The 25,151-nt window shown below is 36.5% G+C and carries 24 protein-coding genes, 1 tRNA gene and 1 pseudogene; 18 read left to right on the plus strand and 8 right to left on the minus strand.

The genetic code is table 11. The features are described 5' to 3' along the window. Positions 1–870: a hypothetical protein gene (locus MR062_RS00515; protein ID WP_242202097.1), complete on the minus strand. Its 870-nt coding sequence runs from the start codon at positions 868–870 to the stop codon at positions 1–3. Between the two features lie 243 nt (positions 871–1,113). After that, positions 1,114–2,235: a glycosyltransferase family 2 protein gene (locus MR062_RS00520; protein WP_242202098.1), complete on the minus strand. Its 1,122-nt coding sequence runs from the start codon at positions 2,233–2,235 to the stop codon at positions 1,114–1,116. A 167-nt stretch (positions 2,236–2,402) separates the two neighbouring features. On the opposite strand from MR062_RS00520, the gene MR062_RS00525 reads away from it, so the two are divergent. The 11 genes and pseudogenes from MR062_RS00525 to MR062_RS00570 all read left to right on the plus strand — a co-directional run bounded on the left by MR062_RS00525 (position 2,403) and on the right by MR062_RS00570 (position 9,772). After that, a complete protein-coding gene (locus MR062_RS00525) occupies positions 2,403–3,047 on the plus strand; it encodes an outer membrane beta-barrel protein (protein ID WP_242202099.1) in 645 nt (214 codons plus the stop codon). After that, entirely contained in the window at positions 3,040–3,639 is a 600-nt protein-coding gene (gene ruvC / locus MR062_RS00530; RefSeq protein ID WP_242202100.1) for a crossover junction endodeoxyribonuclease RuvC, read from the plus strand. The genes MR062_RS00525 and ruvC overlap by 8 nt, the downstream gene beginning before the upstream one ends. A gap of 62 nt (positions 3,640–3,701) precedes the next feature. Continuing rightward, a complete protein-coding gene (hemW, locus tag MR062_RS00535; protein WP_242202518.1) occupies positions 3,702–4,904 on the plus strand; it encodes a radical SAM family heme chaperone HemW in 1,203 nt (400 codons plus the stop codon). 169 nt (positions 4,905–5,073) lie between these two features. Next, positions 5,074–5,244 (plus strand): annotated as a pseudogene (locus MR062_RS17710) (GIY-YIG nuclease family protein); the annotation flags it as partial. A 38-nt stretch (positions 5,245–5,282) separates the two neighbouring features. Next, positions 5,283–6,032, plus strand: a complete 750-nt coding sequence (locus MR062_RS00540) for a cyclase family protein (RefSeq protein ID WP_242202101.1) — start codon at positions 5,283–5,285, stop codon at positions 6,030–6,032. After that, positions 6,032–6,382: a DUF4260 domain-containing protein gene (locus MR062_RS00545; RefSeq protein WP_242202102.1), complete on the plus strand. Its 351-nt coding sequence runs from the start codon at positions 6,032–6,034 to the stop codon at positions 6,380–6,382. Before MR062_RS00540 ends, MR062_RS00545 begins: the two co-directional genes overlap by 1 nt. Before the next feature lie 7 nt (positions 6,383–6,389). Then, the gene (locus MR062_RS00550) at positions 6,390–6,758 is read left to right on the plus strand and encodes an MmcQ/YjbR family DNA-binding protein (RefSeq protein ID WP_242202103.1); all 369 of its coding nucleotides are present in this window, start codon (positions 6,390–6,392) and stop codon (positions 6,756–6,758) included. Positions 6,759–6,916: 158 nt separating this feature from the next. Further along, positions 6,917–7,717 carry a hypothetical protein gene (locus MR062_RS00555; protein ID WP_242202104.1) on the plus strand — a complete coding sequence of 267 codons (801 nt, stop codon included), beginning with the start codon at positions 6,917–6,919 and terminating at the stop codon, positions 7,715–7,717. 90 nt (positions 7,718–7,807) lie between these two features. After that, entirely contained in the window at positions 7,808–8,635 is an 828-nt protein-coding gene (locus MR062_RS00560) for a hypothetical protein (protein WP_242202105.1), read from the plus strand. A 129-nt stretch (positions 8,636–8,764) separates the two neighbouring features. Continuing rightward, positions 8,765–9,343 (plus strand): PhnA domain-containing protein, encoded by a 579-nt coding sequence (locus MR062_RS00565; protein WP_242202106.1) that lies wholly within the window; start codon positions 8,765–8,767, stop codon positions 9,341–9,343. 186 nt (positions 9,344–9,529) lie between these two features. After that, the gene (locus tag MR062_RS00570; RefSeq protein WP_242202107.1) at positions 9,530–9,772 is read left to right on the plus strand and encodes a DUF1272 domain-containing protein; all 243 of its coding nucleotides are present in this window, start codon (positions 9,530–9,532) and stop codon (positions 9,770–9,772) included. A gap of 163 nt (positions 9,773–9,935) precedes the next feature. Here the strand turns inward: MR062_RS00570 and MR062_RS00575 are convergent, their stop codons facing one another. Beyond that, on the minus strand, positions 9,936–10,364 hold the full coding sequence (locus MR062_RS00575) for a YybH family protein (protein WP_242202108.1): 429 nt from the start codon (positions 10,362–10,364) through the stop codon (positions 9,936–9,938). A 265-nt stretch (positions 10,365–10,629) separates the two neighbouring features. Then, entirely contained in the window at positions 10,630–11,730 is a 1,101-nt protein-coding gene (locus MR062_RS00580) for a DUF4407 domain-containing protein (RefSeq protein WP_242202109.1), read from the minus strand. Between the two features lie 209 nt (positions 11,731–11,939). On the opposite strand from MR062_RS00580, the gene MR062_RS00585 reads away from it, so the two are divergent. Then, positions 11,940–13,142 carry an NAD(P)/FAD-dependent oxidoreductase gene (locus MR062_RS00585; RefSeq protein ID WP_242202110.1) on the plus strand — a complete coding sequence of 401 codons (1,203 nt, stop codon included), beginning with the start codon at positions 11,940–11,942 and terminating at the stop codon, positions 13,140–13,142. A gap of 52 nt (positions 13,143–13,194) precedes the next feature. Here the strand turns inward: MR062_RS00585 and MR062_RS00590 are convergent, their stop codons facing one another. Both MR062_RS00590 and MR062_RS00595 read right to left on the minus strand, forming a co-directional pair. Then, on the minus strand, positions 13,195–14,073 hold the full coding sequence (locus MR062_RS00590) for a DMT family transporter (RefSeq protein WP_242202111.1): 879 nt from the start codon (positions 14,071–14,073) through the stop codon (positions 13,195–13,197). Between the two features lie 149 nt (positions 14,074–14,222). Next, entirely contained in the window at positions 14,223–15,611 is a 1,389-nt protein-coding gene (locus MR062_RS00595; protein WP_242202112.1) for a dipeptidase, read from the minus strand. 175 nt (positions 15,612–15,786) lie between these two features. Between MR062_RS00595 and MR062_RS00600 the strand changes: the two genes are divergently transcribed. Together MR062_RS00600 and MR062_RS00605 are read left to right on the plus strand one after the other, a co-directional pair. Further along, positions 15,787–15,868: transfer RNA gene (locus tag MR062_RS00600), tRNA-Leu, on the plus strand. Between the two features lie 178 nt (positions 15,869–16,046). Next, complete coding sequence (locus tag MR062_RS00605; RefSeq protein ID WP_394800519.1) at positions 16,047–16,277, plus strand: hypothetical protein; 231 nt, start codon at positions 16,047–16,049, stop codon at positions 16,275–16,277. Between the two features lie 85 nt (positions 16,278–16,362). On the opposite strand, the gene MR062_RS00610 is transcribed toward MR062_RS00605, so the two are convergent. Further along, positions 16,363–16,578, minus strand: a complete 216-nt coding sequence (locus MR062_RS00610; RefSeq protein WP_242202113.1) for a helix-turn-helix transcriptional regulator — start codon at positions 16,576–16,578, stop codon at positions 16,363–16,365. Between the two features lie 189 nt (positions 16,579–16,767). On the opposite strand from MR062_RS00610, the gene MR062_RS00615 reads away from it, so the two are divergent. The 3 genes from MR062_RS00615 to MR062_RS00625 all read left to right on the plus strand — a co-directional run bounded on the left by MR062_RS00615 (position 16,768) and on the right by MR062_RS00625 (position 18,944). Then, positions 16,768–17,577 (plus strand): hypothetical protein, encoded by an 810-nt coding sequence (locus MR062_RS00615; RefSeq protein WP_242202114.1) that lies wholly within the window; start codon positions 16,768–16,770, stop codon positions 17,575–17,577. A gap of 19 nt (positions 17,578–17,596) precedes the next feature. After that, complete coding sequence (locus MR062_RS00620; protein WP_242202115.1) at positions 17,597–17,932, plus strand: hypothetical protein; 336 nt, start codon at positions 17,597–17,599, stop codon at positions 17,930–17,932. Positions 17,933–18,638: 706 nt separating this feature from the next. Next, positions 18,639–18,944 carry a BfmA/BtgA family mobilization protein gene (locus MR062_RS00625; protein ID WP_242202116.1) on the plus strand — a complete coding sequence of 102 codons (306 nt, stop codon included), beginning with the start codon at positions 18,639–18,641 and terminating at the stop codon, positions 18,942–18,944. Between the two features lie 390 nt (positions 18,945–19,334). On the opposite strand, the gene MR062_RS00630 is transcribed toward MR062_RS00625, so the two are convergent. Further along, positions 19,335–23,450, minus strand: a complete 4,116-nt coding sequence (locus MR062_RS00630) for a two-component regulator propeller domain-containing protein (protein ID WP_242202117.1) — start codon at positions 23,448–23,450, stop codon at positions 19,335–19,337. A 320-nt stretch (positions 23,451–23,770) separates the two neighbouring features. Between MR062_RS00630 and MR062_RS00635 the strand changes: the two genes are divergently transcribed. Further along, positions 23,771–25,126: a Gfo/Idh/MocA family protein gene (locus tag MR062_RS00635; protein WP_242202118.1), complete on the plus strand. Its 1,356-nt coding sequence runs from the start codon at positions 23,771–23,773 to the stop codon at positions 25,124–25,126. Positions 25,127–25,151 lie beyond the last annotated feature (25 nt).

The raw sequence follows: 25,151 nt of genomic DNA on the forward strand, positions 1-25,151 counted from the left end.
CTATAAACTAAACTTATAACCAACCAAAAAATTTATTGGAAAATGCCCTTTATTTTTTGCGAGTACAGCAATAATTTCATTATAAATTAAGGTAATGTAACTGGTGTCCGATATCTTAATGTCGCTACCCAACCCAAAAATAAAGGGTATCCTAAAAGCATGGTTTTTCTCAGTTATTTCTTTGGTGCCTACCAATGTTGTTTCCTTAGAAAAAGTAAAGGTTGCCAGTTGCAGGTTTATATAAATATTGGAGCTGGGTGGATTAATAAACCGAAAGCGATACCCCAAAGCCAATATGGTTGAAGTGTATTTAAAATCGTTACTTTTTAGGGTGCGCTCAACACTTAAAAACCCAGATTGCCAAGGGCGTTCTTTTTTTTCTAAAAGCTCCAGTTCTGCACCAAAATAGCTGGTTGTTCTATTGTTGTAATTCTCTACCAGCGGATGGTTGGTAAGGCCTACAAAACCTCCAAGCCTGATTTGGGTTTCTACCTTTTCGTTGGTATAAGCATAGCGTCTGTTTCCTTTTTTATTGTAAGCCTTAATGAATTGTTTTAAGCTATATTTACCAAAGGCAACTAATTCAGTAGACATGTTGGAGCCTTTAGTCAACTCCTGTAAAGTGTACCTAAACTCGTTAAAATAGGTGCCGTCAATATCTTTTGTATTGATAAGCTCATGGATGTTGTCATTAGTGTCTTTAACAAAAAACCGATAACCTTTGTATAATTTTAAGGTCAATAAATCTAAATCGCCTTCAACCTCTATGTCCAAAAATAAAGTTTCGCCGTTAACGGTATAGTTTTGTTGGGCAATTACCTGTAGGGAGGATATTAAAAAAAAGGTAAGTAAGAGACACCGCTTTTTCATTTTGTAGGGCCGTTGAACTTCATTGAAATAATTTGTTGTGCATTTTGACAAAATTCTGTCAATTCGAGTGAATTTCACGATTAAAATGAGTGAAATTTGTATCGAGAATAGGAATTTTAGTCTTTAAAATTGTTCTCGATACAATTTTTCGTTCCTCAAAATCACTCGAATTGACATATTATTACTGTTTTAATTCAAAATGCACAACAGATTAAAAATAATAAAAATAAACGAGAACAGTTACTATTTAAAGGTTCTGTCTTTCCATGTATAAGACCCAAACATAGCTATTAAGCCAATATAAGTACTCACTAAAGGATAGATAATAAAGCTTAGCCAATAGCCTTTCAAGTGTACTTTCTGGTCAAAAAACGAGGCTGATTTATAAATCAAAAACAAGTCGATATTGAACTTTATAATAAGCACATACAATAGTAATTTAATATTGAACAGTTCCAAGCAGGAAAGAACCAGTAAACCAATAACTAGCGAGTTCATTAAAAGAACCACGAGACCAGCAAGCTTTCCAAAGAGGTTGTTATAAGCTCTTGTTTTTGAAGCCCATCGAACACGTTGTTGAATATATAAACGCCATGATACTTCAGGGGAAGTACTTACGGTAGATTTTTCACATTTTAAATAATTTACATGCACCGGATTATGCTTAATCGCCTTTTCCAAAAAGAAAATATCGTCGCCACTCGCAATATTCGAATTGCCATCAAAGCCTTTAAGCTTTAGGAATAATGCCTTTTCATATCCTAAATTAGCGCCATTGCACAACAACGGTTTTTTGATGCCAAACCCACCAATGGTGACGCCTTGTAAGCTAAGCAGGTCCAAGGCTTGAAATTGGTTTAAAAACGTATGGTCGGTATTATATTTAACAGGGGCCACGACACATTTACTACCAGTTTGTTGTATAAAGGCATCAAAACTATCCAACCAGTATTTTGGCAAGATGCAATCGGCATCTGAGGTGATAATCCAGTGGTGTTTAGCTTGTTTTATGGCTGTGGTTATGGCATCTTTTTTAGGTGAATTTGTAGTGCGTTTATTTTTAATGATCCTGATGTTATTTCTACTGGTTGCAAGGGACCTCTGTATAATTTCAACCGATTCGTCCAAGGAATCATCATCAACAAAAATAATTTCAAACAAATGTTTTGGGTAAACTAACGTTTCAATAGATTGTAATAAGGAAGGTAAATTATGGGCTTCATTTCTAAATGGAACAACTACCGAAAAAGTTGTTTCAGGCCTAATATCCTGAAGTCTAAAATCATTTACATTATCAAAGCCCCAAATAAAAAGCCCTATCAAAGCAAGGTAGGATATGGTAATTATTAGAGCAATGTATATCATGGCAGATGAGGTTATAAGGTAATTTTGTTAATAATTGGAGTTTCTTTTTTGTATAAGCAAAAAGCTATATGCTTTACAGGGCCTAATTTAATGGGCACAAAAAAGAATTGTTTAGCTTTGTAGGGTTGCATATCCATAGTTGGTGCAAAATAAACTAATTATATAGTATGACCTCAAATTTTAAGTTTTTCAAACTTCAATTATTTTTATTTGTAGTGATGGCCGTTGGATACAATGGACTTGCTCAAGACAAGAGTACCTTTAAGGCTCAAGTGGCTTTAGGAGTTAATAACCCTTCCAATAGTGGATTTGTACAAGGTTTTGAAGCCAAGCCGTATAACTTTCCAACCGTGAATTTAGGACTGCAATATATGTTTTCCCAACCGTTTGGGGCTAAGTTGGATTACGGATTTAGTAGGATGTCTAATCAAGATAATACACAAGAATTTAAACTGAATTATTCCCGTGTTAATGTACAGCTGGTTTACGATGCTTCACGAATTTTTAGTTTTTTGCCATCCCGAATAGGGACTTTTGCCCATGCTGGCCCAGGGTTTTCTATGGTTAAACCATTGGGTAATTATACGCAAAATGATACCTCCTATCTCAATGCCATGGCAGGAATGGAGTTTCATTATGGAGTTTCAGATAAACTGTCTGTGTTTTTTGATGCGTCCTATATTAAAGGGTTTAGTAAAGATTTTAACCCTGTTTCTGAAGGTTATGGATCGTTTAACGGCGATGTGTTAACCTTAACGGTAGGTGTTTCCATTTCATTAAGCGGATGTTATTATTGTGAACAAAATGACTAACGAACGTATTATTTTAGGAATAGACCCCGGTACGACCATTATGGGCTTCGGCCTTATAAAAGTAGTGGGAAAAAATATGCAGTTTATGCAACTTAATGAACTGGACTTAAAAAAATACGATGACCATTATTTAAAACTAAAGCTCATTTTTGAGCGTACCATAGAACTTATAGATACCCATAACCCCGACGAAATTGCTATAGAGGCACCTTTTTATGGAAAGAATGTGCAAAGTATGCTTAAATTGGGACGTGCCCAGGGAGTGGCTATGGCAGCAGGGTTGAGCAGGGAAATCCCCATTACCGAATACCTTCCCAAAAAAATAAAAATGGCCATTACCGGTAACGGAAATGCCAGTAAAGAGCAAGTAGCTAAAATGCTTCAAGGGCTACTGAATTTAAAAACGTTACCTAAAAACCTAGATGCCACCGATGGCTTGGCGGCAGCAGTATGTCATTTTTACAACTCAGGAAAAGTGAATGTGGGTAAAAGCTATAGTGGTTGGACGGCTTTTGTTAAGCAGAATAGCCCCCTAACCTCCAAAGGGGAAACAAAGACAACCGTTGTAGACTTACGAAAAAAGAAAAATTAGTTTTTAGTTTGATAGAAAAAAAATATAGTTCTAATAAGGGAAATACCTCCCCTTTGGGGAGGATAGGTGGGGCTATCTACATCCATATTCCGTTTTGCAAGCAAGCTTGTTACTATTGTGACTTTCATTTTTCTACATCACTTAAGAAGAAGGAGGAACTTGTAATGGCCTTAGCCAAAGAGTTAAAACTAAGGAAAGATGAGTTTCAAGACCAAACCGTTGAAACCATTTATCTTGGTGGCGGTACACCATCTCTATTAACCATTGAAGAGTTACAATTTTTGATTGATACAGTTTACAACAACTATACCGTTACAGAACATCCCGAAATTACTTTGGAAGCCAATCCAGATGATTTGGTGCCTGATCGGAACCGAAACTCGATGTCACCTCGAGCGCAGTCGAGAGGTCTCATTTTCAAAGACTATAAAGCCATAGGCATAAACAGGCTTAGCATTGGTGTTCAGTCTTTTTTCGAGGATGATTTAAAAATAATGAATCGGGCGCACAATGCTTTAGAAGCAAAGCAATGCCTGGAAGAAGCTACCAAATACTTTGATAATATTACCATCGACCTTATTTACGGCATCCCGAATATGGATTTGGAAAAGTGGAATGCCAATTTAGAAATGGCCTTTAGTTTTGGGGTTAACCATATTTCTAGTTATGCCTTAACCGTTGAGCCTAAAACGGCATTGGATAATTTTATTAAGAAAGGAACCTACCCGCCTTTAGATGACCATTTGGCCTTACAACATTTTAACCATTTGGTAGAACGAACTGCGAAAGAAGGTTTTGTACATTACGAAATTTCAAACTTTGGAAAACCCAATTATTTTTCAAAGCATAATATCAGTTATTGGCAATGGAAACCGTATTTGGGGATAGGCCCTTCGGCGCATTCTTTTAATGGGGTCCAGCGCAGTTGGAATATTGCTAACAACACCAAGTACATTCAAGCCATTCAAAAAGAAGAGCTCCCAAATACTGTTGAACATTTAACATTAAATGACCGGTATAATGAATATATCATGACGGGCTTGCGTACCATTTGGGGCGTGTCCTTTAAAAAGATAGCGAACCATTTTGGTCAAGACTATGTGCAGCATTTAAAAATGTTGTCAAAAAAGATTGTAGAAAGAGGACTCCTTGTCATTTCAACAGAGCAAAGCGACGAGAAGTCGCATAATTATATTCTTAAAGCCACACCAAAAGGTAAGTTTTTGGTTGATGGGATAGCTTCAGAACTATTTATTTTGAACTAGTTTCAAGATCTTATAAATTCAGTAAATTTAAGATGGGTTCAATCTAAATTTAGTTTTATTTGTGAGTAAAGGTTATTTGTATATATTATCAAATAAAGAATAGAACAGTACTTTATATTGGTGCCACAAAGCATTTAAAAGAAAGGATTGCGCTACATGTAGCAGGAAAGACACTAAATTCACTAAAAAGTATAATGTTAATGAACTATTGTTTTTTGAAGAATATTCAGATTTTCACGATGCTTTTAAAAGAGAAAAACAATTAAAGAATTGGAAAAGGAAATGGCATTTAATAAAAACCAGAAACCCAAAATTAAAAAACTTATATTTAAATATTTAACGATATAATAAAAAGATACTGAAATAAATTCAGCATAAATGATTGCAACAATACAATACAATTCCAGAAAATTAAAAATAGATTTAACCAAACCTTTAGATATTTCAATACCATTAGAGGCGTCAAAGGACAATGTAAATGCATGGTATATCGATGAACCAAAAATTGAACCCGTAAGGGCAGGTGATTGGACAGCAGCAGTGAGCGAAGGGGCCAGTATTAATTTTAATAATATTTATTTTAATCCGCATGCCCATGGGACGCATACAGAGTGTGCTGGGCATATTACAGAAAGGGTTTACTCTATAAACAAAAAGCTAAAACGGTTTTTCTTTTTGGCAGAGGTTATTACCGTAGCGCCTGAACGCTTAAATGGAGATGAGGTCATTTCTAAAAAGCAAATACAATTTGCTTTGGGTAATAAAAAAAGAGAAGCGGTAATAATACGAACCATTCCCAATACCAAGGAAAAATTATCTAGGCAATACTCCAATTCCAATTGGCCTTACCTAACCGAAGAGGCTGTAAAATATTTGGTAAAAAAAGGAGTTAAACACTTGTTAATCGATCAGCCAAGTATAGACAAAGAAAAGGATGGCGGCGAATTGTTGGGGCACAATGCCTTTTGGAATACTAGCGGAAAACTTCGATTGAATGCTACCATTACAGAATTTATTTATGTACCTAATACCATCGATGATGGAGCATATATACTGAATTTACAAATAGCCCCTTTTGAAAATGATGCGTCGCCCAGTAAACCTGTATTATATAAAATTGAAAGCTGATGCGACTATCTTTAAAAATAGAGGAATTGGCCATGTTCCTTTTGGGTGTTTTTGGTTTTAGCCAATTGGATTTTAGTTGGTGGTGGTTTTTTGCACTCATACTGGCTCCAGATATTGGGATGTTAGGGTATGTGGTGAATTCAAAAGTTGGAGCCATAACCTATAACCTGTTTCATCATAAAGGTATAGCCATTGTAATTTATTTTATAGGCATCTATATGCAAAATCAAAATGCCCAACTTATAGGCATTATGTTGTTTTCCCATGCCTCATTAGACCGAGTGTTTGGATATGGATTAAAGTATTTCACTGGTTTTAAGCATACACATTTGGGTGAAATAGGTAAATAATTTAGCTATGAATATAGAACAGCTAAGACATTATTGTTTAAATAAAAAAGCAGTCACCGAAGCATTTCCTTTTGATGAAGACACCTTGGTCTTTAAAGTGTTGGGGAAGATGTTTGTTATTGCACCATTGCGCCAATGGGAAAAGGGAGAAGCTTCAATTACCTTAAAATGCGATCCCGATTATACCATAGAACTACGTGAACAATATGAAACTGTCTATGCGGGACCTTATGTGAGCAACAAACATTGGAATACTATTGCGATTTATAAAGGAGAACTACAGCCTCAATTCATTTTAGATTTAATAGACCATTCCTATAATATGGTGATAAAGGGTATGACCAAAAAACTACGGGACACCTTGCATGATACCTAAGATAATTCGAAAATTTATTGTATATTTAAGTTCTCTTTCCAGATTAATTGATTTCAGCGCGTTAATGTGTCTATGGGCACAATAAGGCAAAACTTCCCCATAATCTAATAACAAAGTTTTTAATTTTTACATTATACTAACTTTAATTTTAACAGATTATGAAAACAACTAATCAATTTTTTTCAGCAATGGTAATCATACTTTTGCTAGCAATGCCTTTATGTGCTTTGGCCCAAGATGAAGAACCAAAACGGCCAATGTATGTTACTGTAACCAAATCGTATTGGAATAAAGACTATAAAGGGACCCCAGATGAATGGAAAGCTGCAGAAAAGGAATATATGGAGAAGGTTACCAAGAAAAATGAATATGTCACTTGGGCTGGATATTTTATGCACCTTTTCACAGAAAATAGCAACGAGGTTATTTATGCCCAAACTTATCCTAATTGGGAGGCCATAGATAAAGCTTCAGCTAGAAATTCAGAATTGGAAAAAGAAGCCTGGCCAGATGAAGAAGCGCGTAAGGCCTTTTTGGAGAAATTGGGGTCGGCCTATTCGCATTTTCATTCAGATGAAATATTCGCCACCATGCCAGGAGCAAAACAAATGGAAGGTGAAGTAACCGACGATATGGTATTGTATGTGCGCCAAAATAAAATGGCATTCCCAGAGGATGGTACTTGGGAAGAATGGCAAACCTTACAGAAAAAGGTGCTTGAAAATGCAATCTACAAAAACGAATATATTAAAGCATATTACCCTGAAAGACATGCTTGGGGTTCAGACAGAAGGGATTTTAATGAAATTATTTATTTGGATTCGATGTGTGATTTAGAAAGAATGTTTGATAAATATCAAGAATTAATGAAAGAAGCACTTACAGATGATGAGCGTAAAGCTTTTGGTAAGTACTTTAAAAGCCATGGCGATTATCTTTATTCACCTCTTAAACTATAACAATCAAAATTCTAATTTTAGAAAGGATGCCTTAAAGCATCCTTTCTTGGTTTTTGTTTCAACACTATACTAACTTTAAATTTATAAACTATGAAAACAACTAATCAATTTTTTTCGGCAATGCTAATCATGCTTTTACTGGCTCTGCCAATATGTACTTTAGCACAAGAAGATTCTAAGCGACCACAGTACGTTACTGTAACAACAATGCATTGGAATATGGATAATGAAGATTTTAATATGGATGAATGGAAAGCTGTAGAAAAGGAATACTTGGATAAAGTAACCATGAAAAATGAATATATCATGGGAATGTCCTTCCATTTGCACATGTTTACGGCCGATAATACCGAAATCAAATATGTTCAAGTGTTTGCTTCTTGGGAGGATATAGACAAAGCTTCAGATAGAAATGGAGAATTGGAAAAAGAAGCATGGCCAAATGAGGATGACAGAAAAGCATTCATGAAAAAGCGCATGGCTTACTATGCTAACGAACATTCCGATGAAATTTATGCAACGATGCCTGGTGCAAAGCTTATGGGGGCTAAACCAGATAAAGATATGATAACTTATGTAAGGGTTAACCATTTTGCATTTCCCGAAGATGGCTCAAGAGAAGAGTTTGAAGAGCTAAACAAAGGATATATTGATAATTTAATCATGAAAAATGAATATATAAAGGCTTATTATCCTCACGTGCATGCCTGGGGCGCAGATAGAACAGAGGCCGTTGAAGCTTTTGTGGTAGAGTCTTTAGCCGATTTGGATAAAATGTTTGAGAGAAATCAAGAGTTAAGTAAAGAGGCTTGGCCAGAAGAAGAAGCCCGTAAAGCAAGAGGAAAGAAAGTAGGTAAATATTTTACAGGGGTGCATGGCGATTATATTTACCAGTCTGTGCATGAACTTTCAAAATAGAAACGGAAGTTTTATTATAATTAAAAGATGCCCTTACAGGCATCTTTTAATTTTTCAGTAAAAAACAATTATTACCATTGTAAGACCTTTAAAATAGGTGTATTATTGCAAAAATTAAAAGTATAAGCCATGAGCGTTTTACAAACTTTAAAGGAACGAAGTAATAACTCGTGTGAGTTATGTGGAGCTACAGAAGATTTAAAACAATATACTATTCCGCCGTCGTTAAACGAAAATGTAGATAACGATGTGCTGGTATGCCATACCTGCAAAAGTCAGATTGAAGGCAATACAGAAATGGATCCAAACCATTGGCGTTGTTTAAATGATAGTATGTGGAGTGAACATGTTGCCGTTCAAATAATGGCTTGGAGAATGTTGCAAAGGATTCGCAACGAAGGTTGGCCAAAAGATTTGTTGGATATGATGTATCTGGACGACGAAGCTTTGGCATTGGCACGTGCTACAGGAGAAGACAAAGACGCTAGTGAAAAAATTATCCATAGAGATTCTAATGGTGTAGAATTAAAAGCTGGGGATGCCGTGGTCTTAATAAAAGATTTAAAAGTAAAAGGCTCCAGCATGGTGGCCAAACAAGGTACAGTAGTAAGGAACATTCGTTTAGACCGCGATAACGAAAAATATATTGAAGGTAAAGTTGGTGCCCAACAAATTGTTATCATTACCGATTACGTTAAGAAAAACTAGTTTTCCTTATCCTTTTTTTTAAATAGACCAAAACCAAAAGGAAATATCAATAGAAGAAACAGGTATTTGCCGGTGACTATGCCATAAATGGTGATGCCGGCTAATAGTATCATAAGTACAATTTTAAGGGTATAATTCATTTTGCAAAAATAATTCACTAATTTCAATGTTGAAAATATAACTAAAATGTTAGAGATTAGACCTACATGCGAAAATTGCAATAAATCGTTACCCTTTGATTCAAATGAGGCCATGATTTGCACTTTTGAATGTACCTTTTGTAAAGATTGTGTCGATACCGTTTTAAATCACATTTGTCCTAATTGTGGAGGTGGATTTGAAAAACGCCCTATTCGTCCAGCACACTTATTGGATAAATATCCACCATCTACTAAAATTGTTTATAAGCCCGTAAACGCCAAAGAGTAGAATAGTTAAGGGTTAAGAATTATAAGAGCTTCACTGCGAGAAAACGAAATGAAATAAAGTTTTCGTGGCAGTCTTTAATCAGTATAGGTAGGGATTGCCACAAAATCGATATTAATCGATTTTTCGCAATGACATAAACTTGACCATTATTGTATAGGTTTATCTAACAAGACGTATCTGCAATAATCTTCCATTCACCATCTATTTTTTTGAGAATAATCATAAAAATACCATTGGCATCACCAACCTCACGTTTTAAAAAGAATTCGCCCATCACGTAATACGAATGGTCCTCAATAGGGGAAACACTATTAATTTTAAAGGTCAATATGCCAGTATGGGCTTTAGTTGGATAGCCTTTTTTGTACCTGTCTAAAGTGTTTTTCCAGCCATAAGTAACACCACTGGAACCATAAAATTTGAGGGAATCACTTTTCCAGTAGCCTTCCATAAAGCCTTCCATGTCATAATTATTCCAAGCTATTCTTTGGTCTTCAATTACTTTTTTAATCGCTTTTATATCGTCTTGTTCGGTTTGGGCATAGAAGTTAAAACAGGTAAACATACAAATGCTCAATACTAATATTCTCATGGTTGTAACGTTATAAATGATTTTAAATATACAAAATAGGGAACTTATGGTCATGGTCTCAGTATGCAGTTAGGAAATATCTTAATAACCTAATAGTTCAATAACTTAACCCGTTATGAGTTTTGTGTCAAACTAGTTCCAATTGTCAGTTCGAGTGTCCGCCAAAGGCGGGACGTATCGAGAACAATTTCACAGACTAAAATTTTATCAAAATTCATAGTAGGTTAGCCCAATAACCTAATAACTTAATAGCTCAGTAATAAACCTACAAAGCACTTTTCTGTTTGTTAAAAAAGGCATCGGCTTGCAATTGCAACAACTCCCTGGCTTTTTTACGTTTGTATTGATACAGCTCCTCTTCGCTTTCAATATCAGTATAAATACGGTCATTAAGCGCATAATCTGCTTTAAGCATGACATCCCTTTGTTTGTTGTTTTGGAGCACAATGGTTTTAACTGCCATTTCTTGGTCTTCTAGTTTAAAATCGTATGAGCCTTTTGGGGATAATAGTTTAGCAAAAATTGGGGCCGTTTCTATAGCTAAAAACAAAAGAAATATAAAAAATGAAGGTAGCCAAGGCAGTTTCCCCAAAGCATTAACACGGGCCATTAATCCATCGAAGTTATTGATGATGGGTTGGGTGCTTGTAATTTGGGTTTCGAAATCGCCTTGCAATTGTGCTATTTGATTTTCAAGCGTCTTGATTTTTGCTTTATTATCAGCTTTAAGTTGCTGTAATTCAGCCAGGGCGGCATCGTGTTTTTCTCTTTTCTCTTTATATACGGGGCCTTTGCCTAAAAGCTTAGTGCCTTCACGGCCTTCGGCTTCGGCAATGTAAGTGTCGTACAACGCATTAACTTCTGCTTCTTTTGTGTTTATTTCATTTTGTAACGCTGTAATATCGTTTTTGAGCGTTGTTATATTTGGAGCAAACTGTGCTTCAATCTGGTTTTTATTGGCAAGGGTCATGTCATTTTTTTCAGTTAAAAGCACTTGATCAATTTCTTTTTCAAATATTTTTAATTCCAAAGGTTTGGATATTACCACAGCAATTATGACTGCTAAAATAATTCGAGGTGAAGCTTGAATGAGTTCGTCAACAATATTACCTGTTTTTTTGATGGTCGATACAATATATCGGTCTAAGTTAAAGATGAGCAAACCCCAAATAAAACCAAAACAGATAGCAGTAAACAGGTTGTCGAAAACCGTATAAAGGGCATAGCTGGCAGCTATAAAAGCCATAAGAGCGGTAAAGAAAACGGTAGCGCCAATACCGGCATATTTGTTTTGTTCACCTTGTGGGCAATCCTCTAAAATTTGGGCATCACTGCCCGAGCAGATAATAAAAAAGCGTTTTAACATGATGTGTTCGATTTTGATTGATTATGTATTAGAACGTAAAAAGTGATGAAATGTTACATTAATTCCCTTGATACTAGAGGATTTATTATGTGAAGTTAATTTGAAGTATTCGTTTATGGGCATCGATTAATGACAACATCGTTATGTAACATTTATAACATTCCATGTGGGTTGAATGGACTAATTTTAATGGTATAAAACAAGAAATCATGACCACAACAGTAGTAATTGGAGGGAACTTCGCAGGAATGACTGCAGCCCTAGAGCTAAAGCGAAAAGGAAAACAAGAACACAGAGTTATCATGGTAGATAAGTCGCCGTTGTTTTTGTTCATACCGTCATTAATATGGGTGCCTTTTGGAAGGCGTGAAATAAAAGACATTTCTTTTAGAAAAGATACCATTCTAAAAAAGAAAGGGGTCGAATTCATGCATGCCGAAGCTTTACGCGTAGATACCAAAATGCAAGTTGTCTTTACCGATAAGGGTGAGGTTAACTACGATCATTTAGTGATTGCTACGGGCCCCAAAGTAAAATACGATGTGGCTCCGGGAGTTAAGGAATATGCCCATTATATTGGTACGCCCAATGGCGCTTTGAAAACCAGGGCTGCTTTAGAAGCCTTTAAAAAAGAACCCGGCGATATAGTTATTGGGGCTACCCAAAATGCCGGATGTATGGGAGCGGCTTACGAATTTTTGTTTAATGTTGAAAAATGGCTACGTGAACAGCATATTAGAAAAAAAGTAAACTTGTATTGGATTACCCCAGAAACCTTTTTGGGACACTTTGGAATTGATGGCATGACTGGCGGTGAAACCATGCTTAAATCGTTTATGAAAATGTTCAATATTCACTATAGAACAGAAGTAGGAGTAAAAGAGGTGCAAAAGGACAAAGTGATTTTAAGCACAGGTGAAGTGATTAATAGTAAGTTTACCATGCTTATGCCACCGTTTGTGGGAGTCGATTTTGTGACAAAATCTGAAGGCCTAAAAGCGACGCCTGTGGGTTATATTCCTGTAAATGATGATTACAGACATACCGAACTTCCTAATGTATGGGCTGCAGGAATAGCTGTAGATGTTAAGCTGCCCTTTACACCGGGTAAGGTGCCTTTTTCTACACCCAAAACAGGATATCCCTCTGATGAAACTGGAAAAATTGTAGCCGAAAATATTTATAGGACCTCCCAAGGCAAAACAAAACTAAAACAAAAAGCATGGGGCAAAATACCAGGCATTTGCGTGATGGACGCTGGTAAAAAAGAAGTTATTATTTTAAGTAATAACCTATTTAAACCCCGCAGCTTTGCCATTATGATACCAAACGTAATATTCGATTTCTCCAAAGTGTTGTTTGAAAAATACTTCCTTTGGAAAACAAAGCATGGCTACTCTCAATTACCATAGTGGTTTGGTTTGATTTGATTGGAAACAAGGGGCTTAAATTATTGTAGCGTTGTTATTTAGAGAGTCCCTTGTTTTTCCTATTAGATCGTATGCTTTCTATAACCACTGTTGAAAGGATAATGAGTCCTCCAAAGAAGGTATTCCAAGTAGGGATTTCACCTAAAAAAATAAAAGCAATAAGAATGCCTAAAATAGGCTGAATGCTACTAATAATACTTGCTGTGCTTACGGTGAAATGCTTTAGGCTATTGACCAGCATGGTGTGGCCTATAGCGGTAGTCACGACTGCCAAAAGGATAACATAGGGATATTGTGTAACCATTCCCGAACCATCCATAATGAATAATGTTGGCAACAACACCATACTAATAACCCCTATTTGATATAGCATTATCGAGGTGCTATTGTATTGGGGAATCATTAGTTTGGAAATGATATTGCGAATGGCATAAAACAAGGCCGAAAGCAATCCCAGTAAGGCGCCTTGTACATGAGAGCTTTCCAAGTTAAATTCCGGTGCTAGAATATAAATGCCAATCAAGACCATGATGCCCAAAAGGATGTATATGTAATCGAATTTCACCTTAATGAATAAAGGCTCGATTAAAGCAGTAATTATGGGGTACACAAATAACGATAGCATACCAATAGCGACATTGGATAATTTTAAGGCATAAAAATAGGTAATCCAATGGGTAGCTAAAAACAGACCGCTAATAATAAAAAGCAAAAGGTCTTTTTTCGTTTTTAGTTTTAGACTTATCTTTTTATACCTACAAAACGCATATAATATAAAAGCGGCCATTATGGAACGCCACCAAATAATTACAGGTACGGGCATGTCTATAAATTTGCCTAAAGCTCCCGATGTGCTTATGAATAATGTTGCCAATAAAAGGAGAGCAAGATGGTTTAAATGGTTGCTTTGCATAATTGAATAGCCAATGTGTTAGCGATTGAGGTATTGTTGGAGCTCTTTATAAGGGGCTTCGAGAGCCTCGCCCCGATAAAAGCGACTACCGAAAGCGCGCCCCTGGCCCAAACGCCAGGGGAACACCCAAATTATTTGTGTTGAATTTGTTATTTGGATAGCTCTGTAAAGTACTTATAAAACAACGGAATGGTCTCTATGCCTTTGAGGTAGTTCCAGACGCCAAAATGCTCGTTAGGGGAATGTATGGCATCGCTATCCAGACCAAAGCCCATTAAAATGGTTTTGCTCTTTAGCTCCTGTTCAAAGAGTGATACAATGGGGATACTTCCGCCACTACGCTGTGGGATTGGAGTTTTGCCAAAGGCGTCTTGATAGGCTTTACTGGCAGCCTGGTAGCCAATACTATCTATAGGCGTAACATAACCTTGCCCGCCATGATGGGGCGTTACCTTAACTTTTACCGCTTTAGGCGCGATGCTTTCGAAATGGGTTTGGAATAACTGGGTAATTTCTTCCCAATCTTGATGGGGAACCAAGCGCATGGATATTTTGGCATAGGCCTTACTGGCAATTACGGTTTTGGCACCTTCACCAGTGTAACCACCCCAAATACCATTTACATCCAAAGTAGGCCTAATGGATGTGCGTTCGTTGGTGGAATAACCTGTTTCACCATATACATCGGCTATGTCTAAAGCATTTTTATAGTTGTCTAAATTGAAAGGGGCTTTGGCCATTTCGGCACGTTCTTCGTCTGATAGTACCTCTACCTTATCATAAAACCCAGGGATGGTGATGTGGTTGTTCTCATCGTGCAAAGAGGCAATCATTTTAGTTAATACATTGATAGGGTTGGCCACAGCACCACCATATAATCCCGAATGCAAATCGCGGTTTGGCCCGGTAACCTCCACTTCAACATAGCTTAAACCACGTAACCCTGTGGTTATGGAAGGGGTGTCATTGGCAATCATGCCTGTATCTGAAATAAGGATAACATCGTTTTTTAATTTATCCTGATTGTTTTTTACAAAAATGGCTAGGTTGGGGCTGCCAACTTCTTCTTCGCCTTCAATCATAAACTTAACGTTACAGGGCAGCTGGTTAGTTGAGGTCATAAACTCCATAGCCTTAACATGCATATACATTTGCCCTTTGTCGTCGCAAGCACCACGAGCAAAAATGGCCCCTTCTGGGTGTTTGTTTGTTGTTTTAATAACGGGTTCAAACGGAGGCGAATGCCATAAATCCAATGGGTCTGGTGGTTGCACATCGTAATGGCCGTACACTAATACGGTTGGTAAGTTTGGATCAATAGTTTTTTCACCATAAACGATGGGGTACCCATCGGTTTTGCAGATTTCAACAGTATCGCACCCTGCATTTTCCAAACTGGTTTTTACGGCTTCGGCTGCTTTTAAAACGTCGTTTTTATAAGCAGAATCGGCACTTATAGACGGGATTTTAAGTAATTCGATGAGTTCGTTTAAAAAACGGTCTTTATGGGTTTTAATATAAGCTTGTACAGTATCCATGGATCATATATAAAGTTCTTTTCAAAAGTATAAAAAAAGAAATGTTTTTAGGGGTTGAAGGTTTGCAATTTAAAAATCTTGTTTATATTTGCAGTCCTTTAGCGGGCGTGGTGGAATTGGTAGACACGCTAGACTTAGGATTTAACCAAATAAAAGTTCTTAAAATTTTGAAAAAGCGGGCGTGGTGGAATTGGTAGACACGCCAGACTTAGGATCTGGTGCCGCGAGGTGTGGGAGTTCGAGTCTCCCCGCCCGCACTTTTTCACTTAGATATTTTTAATAAAAAGCTTCTCAATTTTGAGAGGCTTTTTTTGTTTAGGTACAACATAGGTACAACATTTTTATTTTTTCTCTTTTAATTTTTATTGATCCCATTCGATTTCTTTTAGTTTCAATTAAAAGGCTAAAATCTATTCGAAGGATATAACAAAACCTATGGTATACATAAATGTGGTCAGGTATACCTTTATAATGATTTTTATGCAATTTAATAGTGTTCCTATAGAGACTGTATCAAAGCTTTTGGGACACACTAAGTTGTCAACTACTCAAATTTATGCCAGGGTTATTGAGACAAAAATTAGTGAGGATATTCAAAACCTATTAAATCGGTTTGAGAGTAAAGAACAACTTGAGGGCAAACAAACCCAAACCAATATTTTTTAAGGCCAAAAAAGAATTCCCTTTCAATATGCTCCTCACAGATTAACGGGAGTATATTGAAAGGGAATTTGGTAATAAAATAACTTAATTAAAATATAAACAGTTCATAAAGAGGAACCTCTAAAGCCTTTGAAATTTGATATAATGAATAAGAGGTTGAGTTAACCTTCCCATTTTCTATTTTTTCAATTGCTTGACGGTCTTTTCCACAAGCCCGAGCTAAATCAGATTGACTTAGCCCCTTTTTGGATCTAATTTCTATAATCTTTTTTCCGATCTTTTTACTTAATTGATCTTTTGTCATGTAACAAATTTCATACTATTTAGTTGTTTTTATGTCATATAATAATATGACAAACGATATTTTTCATTATATTTATCATATAAAAGTATGACAGTTTAATTTTAAGTGATAGCAGTTATGAATGATAAATCTAAAACTCGAATATGGTACCCTTTGAAAAAGGAGCTATTAAAATTATTAAAAGGAATCATGTCTTTGCATTCCATATATGTTATAAGTGCATTAGAAGAGAAACAAAAACAAACCGTATATCATACGCCAAATTGCGTTAATTCCCAAAATCAGGCAACATATACGCTGCTAATAATCACCTATAAACCCATAGCAAAGGATTTAGGCGATCTTATGGATGAAATATACCATAAGATGCAACAGCGATGTAGGGTTTATTTAATCAATTATACATTGTCCAAAACAGTTAAGTTATTGGACCTTGGTGATAATTTTTTAACCCCAATAATACCTCAAGTCCCTTGTTTATATTTAAAAGATGATGCTTTGTCAAGATTCAAAAACTACGGGAGATATTACCATCCAACCATTTATGAAGAAATAAGGGAAACTTGGACGGTTCGAATGAGACGTGCAAGGTATCTGCTCTATGTTTTGGACAGCGTAGAGCCCATGGAAGACGTTACGGCAAGGATGGCCATTATGCAAAGTGCCATGGAACAGGTCTGTTTGGGGCTTCTGTATGTATTTTGGGAATTTAGGCCACAGTATTATGCCCTGTCTTATCTTTTCCATCTATGTGGTCATTTTACGCAATTGCCTCAGACCATTTTTCCAAAAAGAACATATGGCCTACAACGTAAATCCTATATGCTTTGCAATGCCCACGATATAATGCGATTTAAATCCAAAACCGAGTTTTCCGATAATGAAGCCGATAAGGTCTATAATAAATGTATACAGTTCTTTGATGAAGCAAAGCGTTTAGGAGATAGACATTTGGAAAGTCTTGAAAAATTGCATTGTAAAAACACCTTGGCTTCATAAACTTAAAAATTGAGTTATCATGAAACAAAAGGGCCAAAAACTTAAAAAGATCAAAGACTTTCTCGATAGCCATTCGGGAATGAAAACCGAACTATGTGGAAACCGAACCCGAAAAACAATAAACATTGAAGTTTCCAATAATGAGGATATCGCCAGTTACATAGAGGAACTTTTGAAGGTCTGCTATTACTGTTTGGATGGGAATGGGGTATTGGTGTCACCTGCATATAGAAGCAATATTGCCGAGCACAGTGTAACAAAAGTTATTGAGCTTATTATGGAGCTATTACCACATGAGCAAATGCACTGTTTGGATCGTATTGATGAAATCCTAAAAAACAAGGTGAAATTATAAGCTTGAATTTTTAGATAAATCCTGAATGTTGTTACTCGGCAATGATTAAGGGTTTCAGAATGGGAAAACGGCATTAAGAACAATAAACTCCATTGCAGCACATTACCCTTCATGTCGTATACTTCATTTCGGGAAAAGCGCTTCATTGCATAACCTTGAACACAAGACCAAAATGCAAAGGGGGCATTTTGAACTTAAGTTCGCTGGTGCAGGACTTCAAAATAAAGTCGAGCCCATAATAAGTTTTTTTTCAAACTTTTATAATCTTAGAGCTATATATTAATCCAATATTTTCGAAAAGTAAACGTCGCAAAATATTTGTGTTCAAATTTGTTGGCGCATAAAATCGGCACCCCCAAAGGTTCCCCCAATTTTTCACTTGAAAATTTGAAACAAAATTTTGTCTTCCGTTTGTGGTATGCTCAAAAATTGTTTACATAAGAAAATTGAACAAGCTTAATAAGGTAAAAATAATTTCTAAGGGGGCAACTGATAGAAAATCAGTTGTTGGAAAGTTTCATAATGCATGGCATGGTGAAATGACAAGCAAGAGGGTAGCGTGCTGGCGCAGCGCTACGTACTTCATTTGCTTCGCAAAGCCCCTGGATATAAGGAGTTATGGAAGATCAGTTAAAATTGTTGAAATGGTGATTTGCAGCAAAAACGCTCAAACCCCCAGTAAACAGGTGAATATTTGCAGCAAAACATGGGTGAATTTTCAAAATACGGTTATTCAGGTGTCAACTTCAAGAGAGAAACTGCAATACGGTTTAGGGCTTTCTCTAAGGCAATTTCATTATCCAATACAGAAACTATGGAAGCCATGCTCGATTTTTTCGAGATCCATGAGCTGTCCCCAATGGATTCTATAGATGGTAGCCTAAGAGCCATTGAGATTAGGATCAAACGAAGGATCAACAATGCCATTGCTATTTTAAAAAGTATAGAGCAAAGCCAGACCCTACCTACGGTCGCCATGCTTCAATCCCTGTTTGAGTCACAATTAGAATAGGAAAATGACAATGATTATTTTTTTGACGATGTTGAATTTGTCGAGAAGAAATTTGATGGCGTAGATAGGGAAGAGGAATGGTTAGAAGAGACCACCGTTCCCAAAATAATATATGAACGATTGGAAGAAAGAATTGCCCAGCTTAAGGATGATTTCAGTTATATTCTCAGTAAAGTGAAAGAGATCAGGAGCAGTTTTGGAAAACCATATTTGAAAATGGAATTAACATTGGAAGAAATTGAAAAGTATAAACGGAGCATTAAAAATTTTTAATGAATGAATTGAAAATAAATAATGGCTATGTAATAATTTTGATAGTCACAATAAAAGGGAAATTGGTACAAGAAGGGGTATTTCTTCTTATTCAGAATCCTTTGATTTACGTCCAGATTAGTTATGATATTCAATATTATACTTTTTTGCTAAGTCTTCCCAATCCATATCCTTGCTTTCTCTTTTAAATGAAGCAGGGGGTATGCCAAACTCTTCTTTAAAACTCTTTGTGAAATATTTGGCGTCTTTATAGCCTACTGTATAGGCTGCTTCAGATATGCTGTAGCCGTTTTGAATGATCAATAGGGCCGCTTTCTTTAGTCTTAAGGACTTGACGAGATCAATTAAGGTTTTTCCAGTGATATCTTGATACTTTCTAAAGATTACAGAATAGCTCATATTAAAGGCCTTTGTTAGGTCTTCTAATTTAAAACCTGGATTTTCCAATTGTTGGTTTAATTCATTAACAAGTTTTTCCATAAAAAGTTCATCTTTAGAAGGTTCCTTAATATGTTCTGGATTGCTAATTAAATCGGTTTTATATTTTGAGATGGCTTTTTCTTTAGCTTTTAATATGTTGTTTATTTTGAGTTGGAGTTCGTGAAAGTTAAACGGTTTTTTTATGTATTCTATAGCGCCAATTTGTAAGCCTTTTATTTTTGTGGACGACGAATTTTTAGCGGTTAAAAGAATAATGGGGATATGGGCGGTAACCTTTTTCTTTTGAAGCAGTTTGCACATCTCGAAGCCATCTACCACGGGCATCATAATATCGCTTATAATTAAATCGGGTACATGTTTTTCTGCAAGTTCAATGCCTTCCTTGCCATTTGAGGCGATAAGTAAATGATAGGCGTTTGATAAAACATCACGTAAAAACATTTGCATCTCAATATTATCTTCCACTATTAAGAGCGTATGGTTTTTATCGGCTTCAGTATTTGTTTTTATGCTGTAATTAGTTTCCAAAGCTTTAAACTCGTCTTCAATAGAGTTGGATATCATATTGGAATCTTCAACAAAAATTTTCTCATCTTCAGAAAAAATAGTGTCCTTAGTAGACAACTTAACCGAAAAGCAGGTGCCATTTTCTGGTGATGACTTAACATTTATTTCTCCTTTATGCAATGAAATAAGTTCTTTGGTAAGGGCAAGGCCTACGCCAATACCTTTGTTGTGTTTTCCTAAATCGGATTGGTAAAATAATTTGAAAATATCCTCAAGTTCTTCTTTCGGAATGCCTGGGCCAGAATCCCTAACTAATATTTCTACCAATTCTTCAGGTTCATTTATGGCTACTTTGAGTGAAATAGTACCTTCTTTAGGGGTAAACTTAAAAGCATTGGACAATAAATTGTAAATAACATGCTCTATTTTGTCACTGTCATACCAAATATTAATCTCTGTTTGTTCTGGGTATTGCTGTATAAAATGAATGTTTTTAAACCTAGCTTGTTCACTAAAGGATAGGGCAATTCGCTTTAAGTCTTTAATAAGGTTATTTTTTGAAGCATACACACGAAGTTTACCAAGTTCTTTATTTCTTACCGTCATTAACTCCATGGCAATTCTCGATAATCTGTTGGCGTTATTATTAATCATTAACAAGCGTTGCTGTAATAGCTTATTGCCGTTGTCGCCAGCACGCTTAAGCATATCACCTATAGGCCCCAATATAAGTGTTAAAGGCGTTTGGATTTCGTGCGACATTTTGGCGAAGAAGTTCATTTTAAGTGCATAAAGCTCTTTTTCTTTATTGTTTTGCCACGTTTCTTTAATGAGCTTGTTTTTTAAGTTAAACCATAGCCAAAACCCGTAAATGACAAAGGAGCCTATAACTAAATATAATAGGTAAGCCCATGTACTGTGCCACCAAGGTGGTTTTATAAATAAGCTTATCGATATGGGATCTATATTCCATTCGTCTCTTTTTGAACCGGCCTTAACTTCGAAAGTGTAATTACCATAGGGGATATTGGTATAGGTGGCTGTTCTTTCTTCTCTTGGGGTAATCCATTCTTTATCAAAACCATTAAGTCGGTAGGCATAATGGTAATCGGTGTTTATTAAGTTGCCTAAAGCTGAAAACTGAAATGAAAATGAGGATTGATCATAATTTAAGTTCAAATTTTTAACATATTCACTTCCATTGCTTACTTGTTCGGGAATGATATTACTGGCAGGTTTGTTTAAAATTTCAATGTCATTTATAAAAAGTTTGGCCTCTGTGTCATTTTTTTCTATTTCAGACGGTAAAAAGGCATTGACACCATTATCTCCCCCAAAGTATAACATACCATTACGATCTTTAAAATCACTTCTTCTATAAAAATTGGTATTATGAAGGCCATCTATCCGATAGTAAGATTTAAGTTTGTCTAATGTTAAATTGTAGTGGTGAATACCATTTGAACTGCTTAACCATAAGTTATTGGGGTCTTCAATTAAAAGGGAAGTAATATATGTATTGCTCAAATGTTTATTATTGGCAAATGACTTAAAGGAATCGTTGTTTATGTTGTATTTGATGAGCATTCCAGAAGCGCATAAAATCCATAAATTGCCATTTTGATCTGGTTTTATGGAGTGTATATTATAGTTTCTAACATCTTCAGGGTTATAGGTAAAGTAATTGTGTTTTGTGAAATAAGATTGGTTAAGATCTTGAGCATCTTCATTGAGTTTATATAAATTGGGTCTTGAACCTGTTCTTGCCGGATTTAAACCTATCCATAAAAAACCATGTTCATCTTCGTTAATGGCCATACATATTTTGCCAAATAACCCTTTATCATTAAAATTAAAGGTCGCTAACAATTTTTGATTAGAGTTAAATACATATAGCGCCGTTTCAAAGGCAACCCATATTCTGTTTTTAGAGTCTTTAAAGATCATCCTTATGTCTGGAGAAGATATGTTGGCAGGGCCTATTTTGTTGAAGTGATTTGTTTTGGGGTTATAGATCCATACCCCATTTTGGTAGGTGCCTAACCAGATGTTGCCATTGGCATCTTCTACCATAGTTTGGATGTAACGGCCTTTAAAAAATCTATCGCCTTTTTGGGATGGACTATACTGAGTTTTCTTGTGGTTTGGGGACACTTTGTTAAGGCCTTTGCCGTCGGTACCCAAATATAATGTGCCATCCGAGGATTTTAAGATGGATAGTACCGTGGTCGATCCCTCATGCTCCAGGCCATTATAGTATTTTATTTTATTGGTGTTTTTGGGAAGTATGTTGATAACCCCTTTTTTGGCCATTACCCAAATATTGTTTTTAGAGTCTTCGGTAATATAAAGAATGGTATTGTCGCTTATTGAAAATTCATCGTTTTCATTATGCTTAAAAATAGTGAGTTCATCATTCTTTGTGTCAATACTATATAGGCCATCACCATCAGTTCCGGCCCATATCGTTCCAGCCCGATCGCAAAATAGAGAATTAAACATATGAAATTGTGACGTCTTATTGTTTTTTGTGATGTCGTACTGCTTTAAGGTATCGTCTTTAGGGTTATAACAATGCAGCCCGTCTAATTCTGTTACAATCCATAAACGTCCTAAATTGTCGTTAGTAATTAAAATACCTTGTGCACCCCTAGTTTTGAGTTTATCAAAGAATTCTAGAGAGTTTGTTATTATTGAGTATTTATAAATATAACCTCTTGTAGTGCTTACCCATAATTCATTTGAACTGGTTAAGGCTATAGTCTTAATAGATTGTTCGGTATTATCCATTTTGGGTAATGAGAATATTGGTTTTATAGTATTGCTGCCTAAGAGGTGTTTATAAACTACACCGTTTACCGATCCAAACCAAACAGTATCACCGTTAGTCTTTATATAGGTTATTTGGGTGTAGGTATCATTGGTTTTAAGGGCTTCTTTAAAAGAGGTCTTTTCGCCGTTGGTTCTAATTTGTGTTAACTCGCCTTTAAAGGAGGAGAGCCAAAGGTTGTTTTTAGAGTCTTTAGTTAAGAAAAAATTGGAGTCTCGTGTAAAGTCATTCCCAAAAATAGTAGTTAAGGGTTTGTGTATGAAATTATATCCATTGTAGGTGTATATCCCATTTCCCGCAATAAAAACCATATGGCCAAAATGATCTTCAGTAAACGGCGCATAGCTAACAAAAGGTTTGTCTAACTTAATAAAGTTAGATTCTATTTGCGCATGGCATATAGATATGCAATTAAGTAAAAACAAAAAACAAAAATGCCTTAAAGACGTATTCATGTTTGAGAGGTTGATTCTTGTTGTGAGATGATACCAAAATTAATGGATTTTTATGTTAAAAAAAAGTAAATTTAGGTATTACTGCGCAAGAGTTCTGTTTGAAATCAAGGGGTTAGCTCCTGTTTTTCGAAATGGAGGGTTAAATAAGCGAAAAGGGTAGGTATATTAATCAATAGGGTATTATTGAGTAAAAAACCGTCTGTTTTAGGTAAAAAAATCTACGCTAAATATGTTAAAACATTAACAAATTTGTAACTCGATCTTCAATATGTAATTAAGTATATAAAATCTTAAAGGTTGAATTGTAAATATTATTGAATATGAATACAAGAAGGAGTTTTATCAAAAAATCGGCAATTGCAGGAGTAGGGATTGCTACATTGCCCAATTTAACTTTTGGTTTATCGGGTTCCAATGCAGAAAAACTTAAACTGGCCTTTATAGGGGTTGGATTAAGGGGAACGAACCATTTAAACAATGCCCTTCACAGGAAAGATGTGGAGATCACGGCCATATGCGATATTGACCCCAATAGGATAAGCATTGCCCTGGACAAGATCGAGAAGGCGGGCCATAAGAAACCTGAGGTCTTTGGTAGCAACGAACTGGACTACAGAAACCTTTTGGAGCTTAAGAACGTGGACGCGGTCATTATCGCGACCCCATGGCTATGGCATACCCGTATGGCCAAGGACGCAATGCTGGCCGGTAAATATGCCGGGCTTGAAGTATCGGCGGCCAATACCCTGGAAGAGTGCTGGGACCTGGTGAACACGCACGAGCATACGGGCACCCATATGATGATACTGGAGAACGTAAACTACCGTCGCGATGTGCTGGCGGTACTTAATATGGTTAAGCAAAATGTGTTTGGGGAACTGGTACACTTTAGATGTGGCTATCAGCACGACCTGCGCTTCGTGATGCTTAACGATGGTAAGACGGCCTATGGTGAGGGCGTGGAGTTTGGCGAGAAGGGCATATCGGAATCGGTATGGCGCACCCAACACTCTGTGTTAAGGAATGCCGACGTTTACCCAACGCACGGTGTGGGCCCTATGGCCACCATGTGCGATATCAACAGGGGGAACCGTTTTCTATCGTTGACCTCGCATGCCACCAAGAGCAGGGGGCTTCACAATTATATAGTGGACCACGGCGGTAAGGACCACCCCAATGCCAAGGTGAACTTTAAGATGGGCGATGTGATCACTTCTACCATAGAAACGGCCAATGGGGAGACCATCATCGTGACCCACGATGTGTCGTTGCCAAGACCTTATTCATTAGGGTTTAGGGTGCAGGGCACCAAAGGCCTATGGGAAAAGGACGGTGACAGGATCTATATAGAGGGCCAGTCGAAACCGCACCATTGGGATGAGTCGAAGGCCTGGTTGGAGAAATACGACCACCCGTTATGGAAGAAATACGGTGAGCTGGCAACAGGAGCGGGACATGGCGGTATGGACTTTTTTGTGCTACAGGCATTTGTTGAATCTGCCAAACAAAACATAGCCCCACCACTGGATGCCTACGATGCAGCGGCATGGAGTGCCATCACCCCACTGTCTGAAGCTTCGATAGAGAACAATGGCGAGCCACAGGACTTCCCAGATTTCACAAGGGGCATGTGGATTAAGCGCCAACCTTATAACTGGATTAAGGACAGTTACTAAAATTGAACTAATTAATAATAAACAT

The sequence above is a fragment of the Aestuariivivens insulae genome, from assembly GCF_022662195.1.
Lineage (GTDB): Bacteria > Bacteroidota > Bacteroidia > Flavobacteriales > Flavobacteriaceae > Aestuariivivens > Aestuariivivens insulae.

Excerpts from the sequence above, each read along its gene's own strand:
- MR062_RS00545 (WP_242202102.1), top strand. The coding sequence starts at position 6,032 with ATGCGACTATCTTTAAAAATAGAGGAATTGGCCATGTTCCTTTTGGGT.
- MR062_RS00580 (WP_242202109.1), bottom strand. The coding sequence starts at position 11,730 with ATGTTAAAACGCTTTTTTATTATCTGCTCGGGCAGTGATGCCCAAATT.
- ruvC (WP_242202100.1), top strand. The coding sequence starts at position 3,040 with ATGACTAACGAACGTATTATTTTAGGAATAGACCCCGGTACGACCATT.
- MR062_RS00615 (WP_242202114.1), top strand. The coding sequence starts at position 16,768 with ATGTCTTTGCATTCCATATATGTTATAAGTGCATTAGAAGAGAAACAA.
- MR062_RS00630 (WP_242202117.1), bottom strand. The coding sequence starts at position 23,450 with ATGAATACGTCTTTAAGGCATTTTTGTTTTTTGTTTTTACTTAATTGC.
- MR062_RS00565 (WP_242202106.1), top strand. The coding sequence starts at position 8,765 with ATGAGCGTTTTACAAACTTTAAAGGAACGAAGTAATAACTCGTGTGAG.
- MR062_RS00610 (WP_242202113.1), bottom strand. The coding sequence starts at position 16,578 with ATGACAAAAGATCAATTAAGTAAAAAGATCGGAAAAAAGATTATAGAA.
- MR062_RS00570 (WP_242202107.1), top strand. The coding sequence starts at position 9,530 with ATGTTAGAGATTAGACCTACATGCGAAAATTGCAATAAATCGTTACCC.
- MR062_RS00550 (WP_242202103.1), top strand. The coding sequence starts at position 6,390 with ATGAATATAGAACAGCTAAGACATTATTGTTTAAATAAAAAAGCAGTC.
- MR062_RS00520 (WP_242202098.1), bottom strand. The coding sequence starts at position 2,235 with ATGATATACATTGCTCTAATAATTACCATATCCTACCTTGCTTTGATA.
- MR062_RS00595 (WP_242202112.1), bottom strand. The coding sequence starts at position 15,611 with ATGGATACTGTACAAGCTTATATTAAAACCCATAAAGACCGTTTTTTA.
- MR062_RS00620 (WP_242202115.1), top strand. The coding sequence starts at position 17,597 with ATGAAACAAAAGGGCCAAAAACTTAAAAAGATCAAAGACTTTCTCGAT.
- MR062_RS00515 (WP_242202097.1), bottom strand. The coding sequence starts at position 870 with ATGAAAAAGCGGTGTCTCTTACTTACCTTTTTTTTAATATCCTCCCTA.
- MR062_RS00590 (WP_242202111.1), bottom strand. The coding sequence starts at position 14,073 with ATGCAAAGCAACCATTTAAACCATCTTGCTCTCCTTTTATTGGCAACA.
- MR062_RS00560 (WP_242202105.1), top strand. The coding sequence starts at position 7,808 with ATGAAAACAACTAATCAATTTTTTTCGGCAATGCTAATCATGCTTTTA.
- MR062_RS00625 (WP_242202116.1), top strand. The coding sequence starts at position 18,639 with ATGGGTGAATTTTCAAAATACGGTTATTCAGGTGTCAACTTCAAGAGA.
- MR062_RS00585 (WP_242202110.1), top strand. The coding sequence starts at position 11,940 with ATGACCACAACAGTAGTAATTGGAGGGAACTTCGCAGGAATGACTGCA.
- MR062_RS00555 (WP_242202104.1), top strand. The coding sequence starts at position 6,917 with ATGAAAACAACTAATCAATTTTTTTCAGCAATGGTAATCATACTTTTG.
- MR062_RS00605 (WP_394800519.1), top strand. The coding sequence starts at position 16,047 with ATGGTATACATAAATGTGGTCAGGTATACCTTTATAATGATTTTTATG.
- MR062_RS00540 (WP_242202101.1), top strand. The coding sequence starts at position 5,283 with ATGATTGCAACAATACAATACAATTCCAGAAAATTAAAAATAGATTTA.
- MR062_RS00635 (WP_242202118.1), top strand. The coding sequence starts at position 23,771 with ATGAATACAAGAAGGAGTTTTATCAAAAAATCGGCAATTGCAGGAGTA.
- MR062_RS00575 (WP_242202108.1), bottom strand. The coding sequence starts at position 10,364 with ATGAGAATATTAGTATTGAGCATTTGTATGTTTACCTGTTTTAACTTC.
- MR062_RS00525 (WP_242202099.1), top strand. The coding sequence starts at position 2,403 with ATGACCTCAAATTTTAAGTTTTTCAAACTTCAATTATTTTTATTTGTA.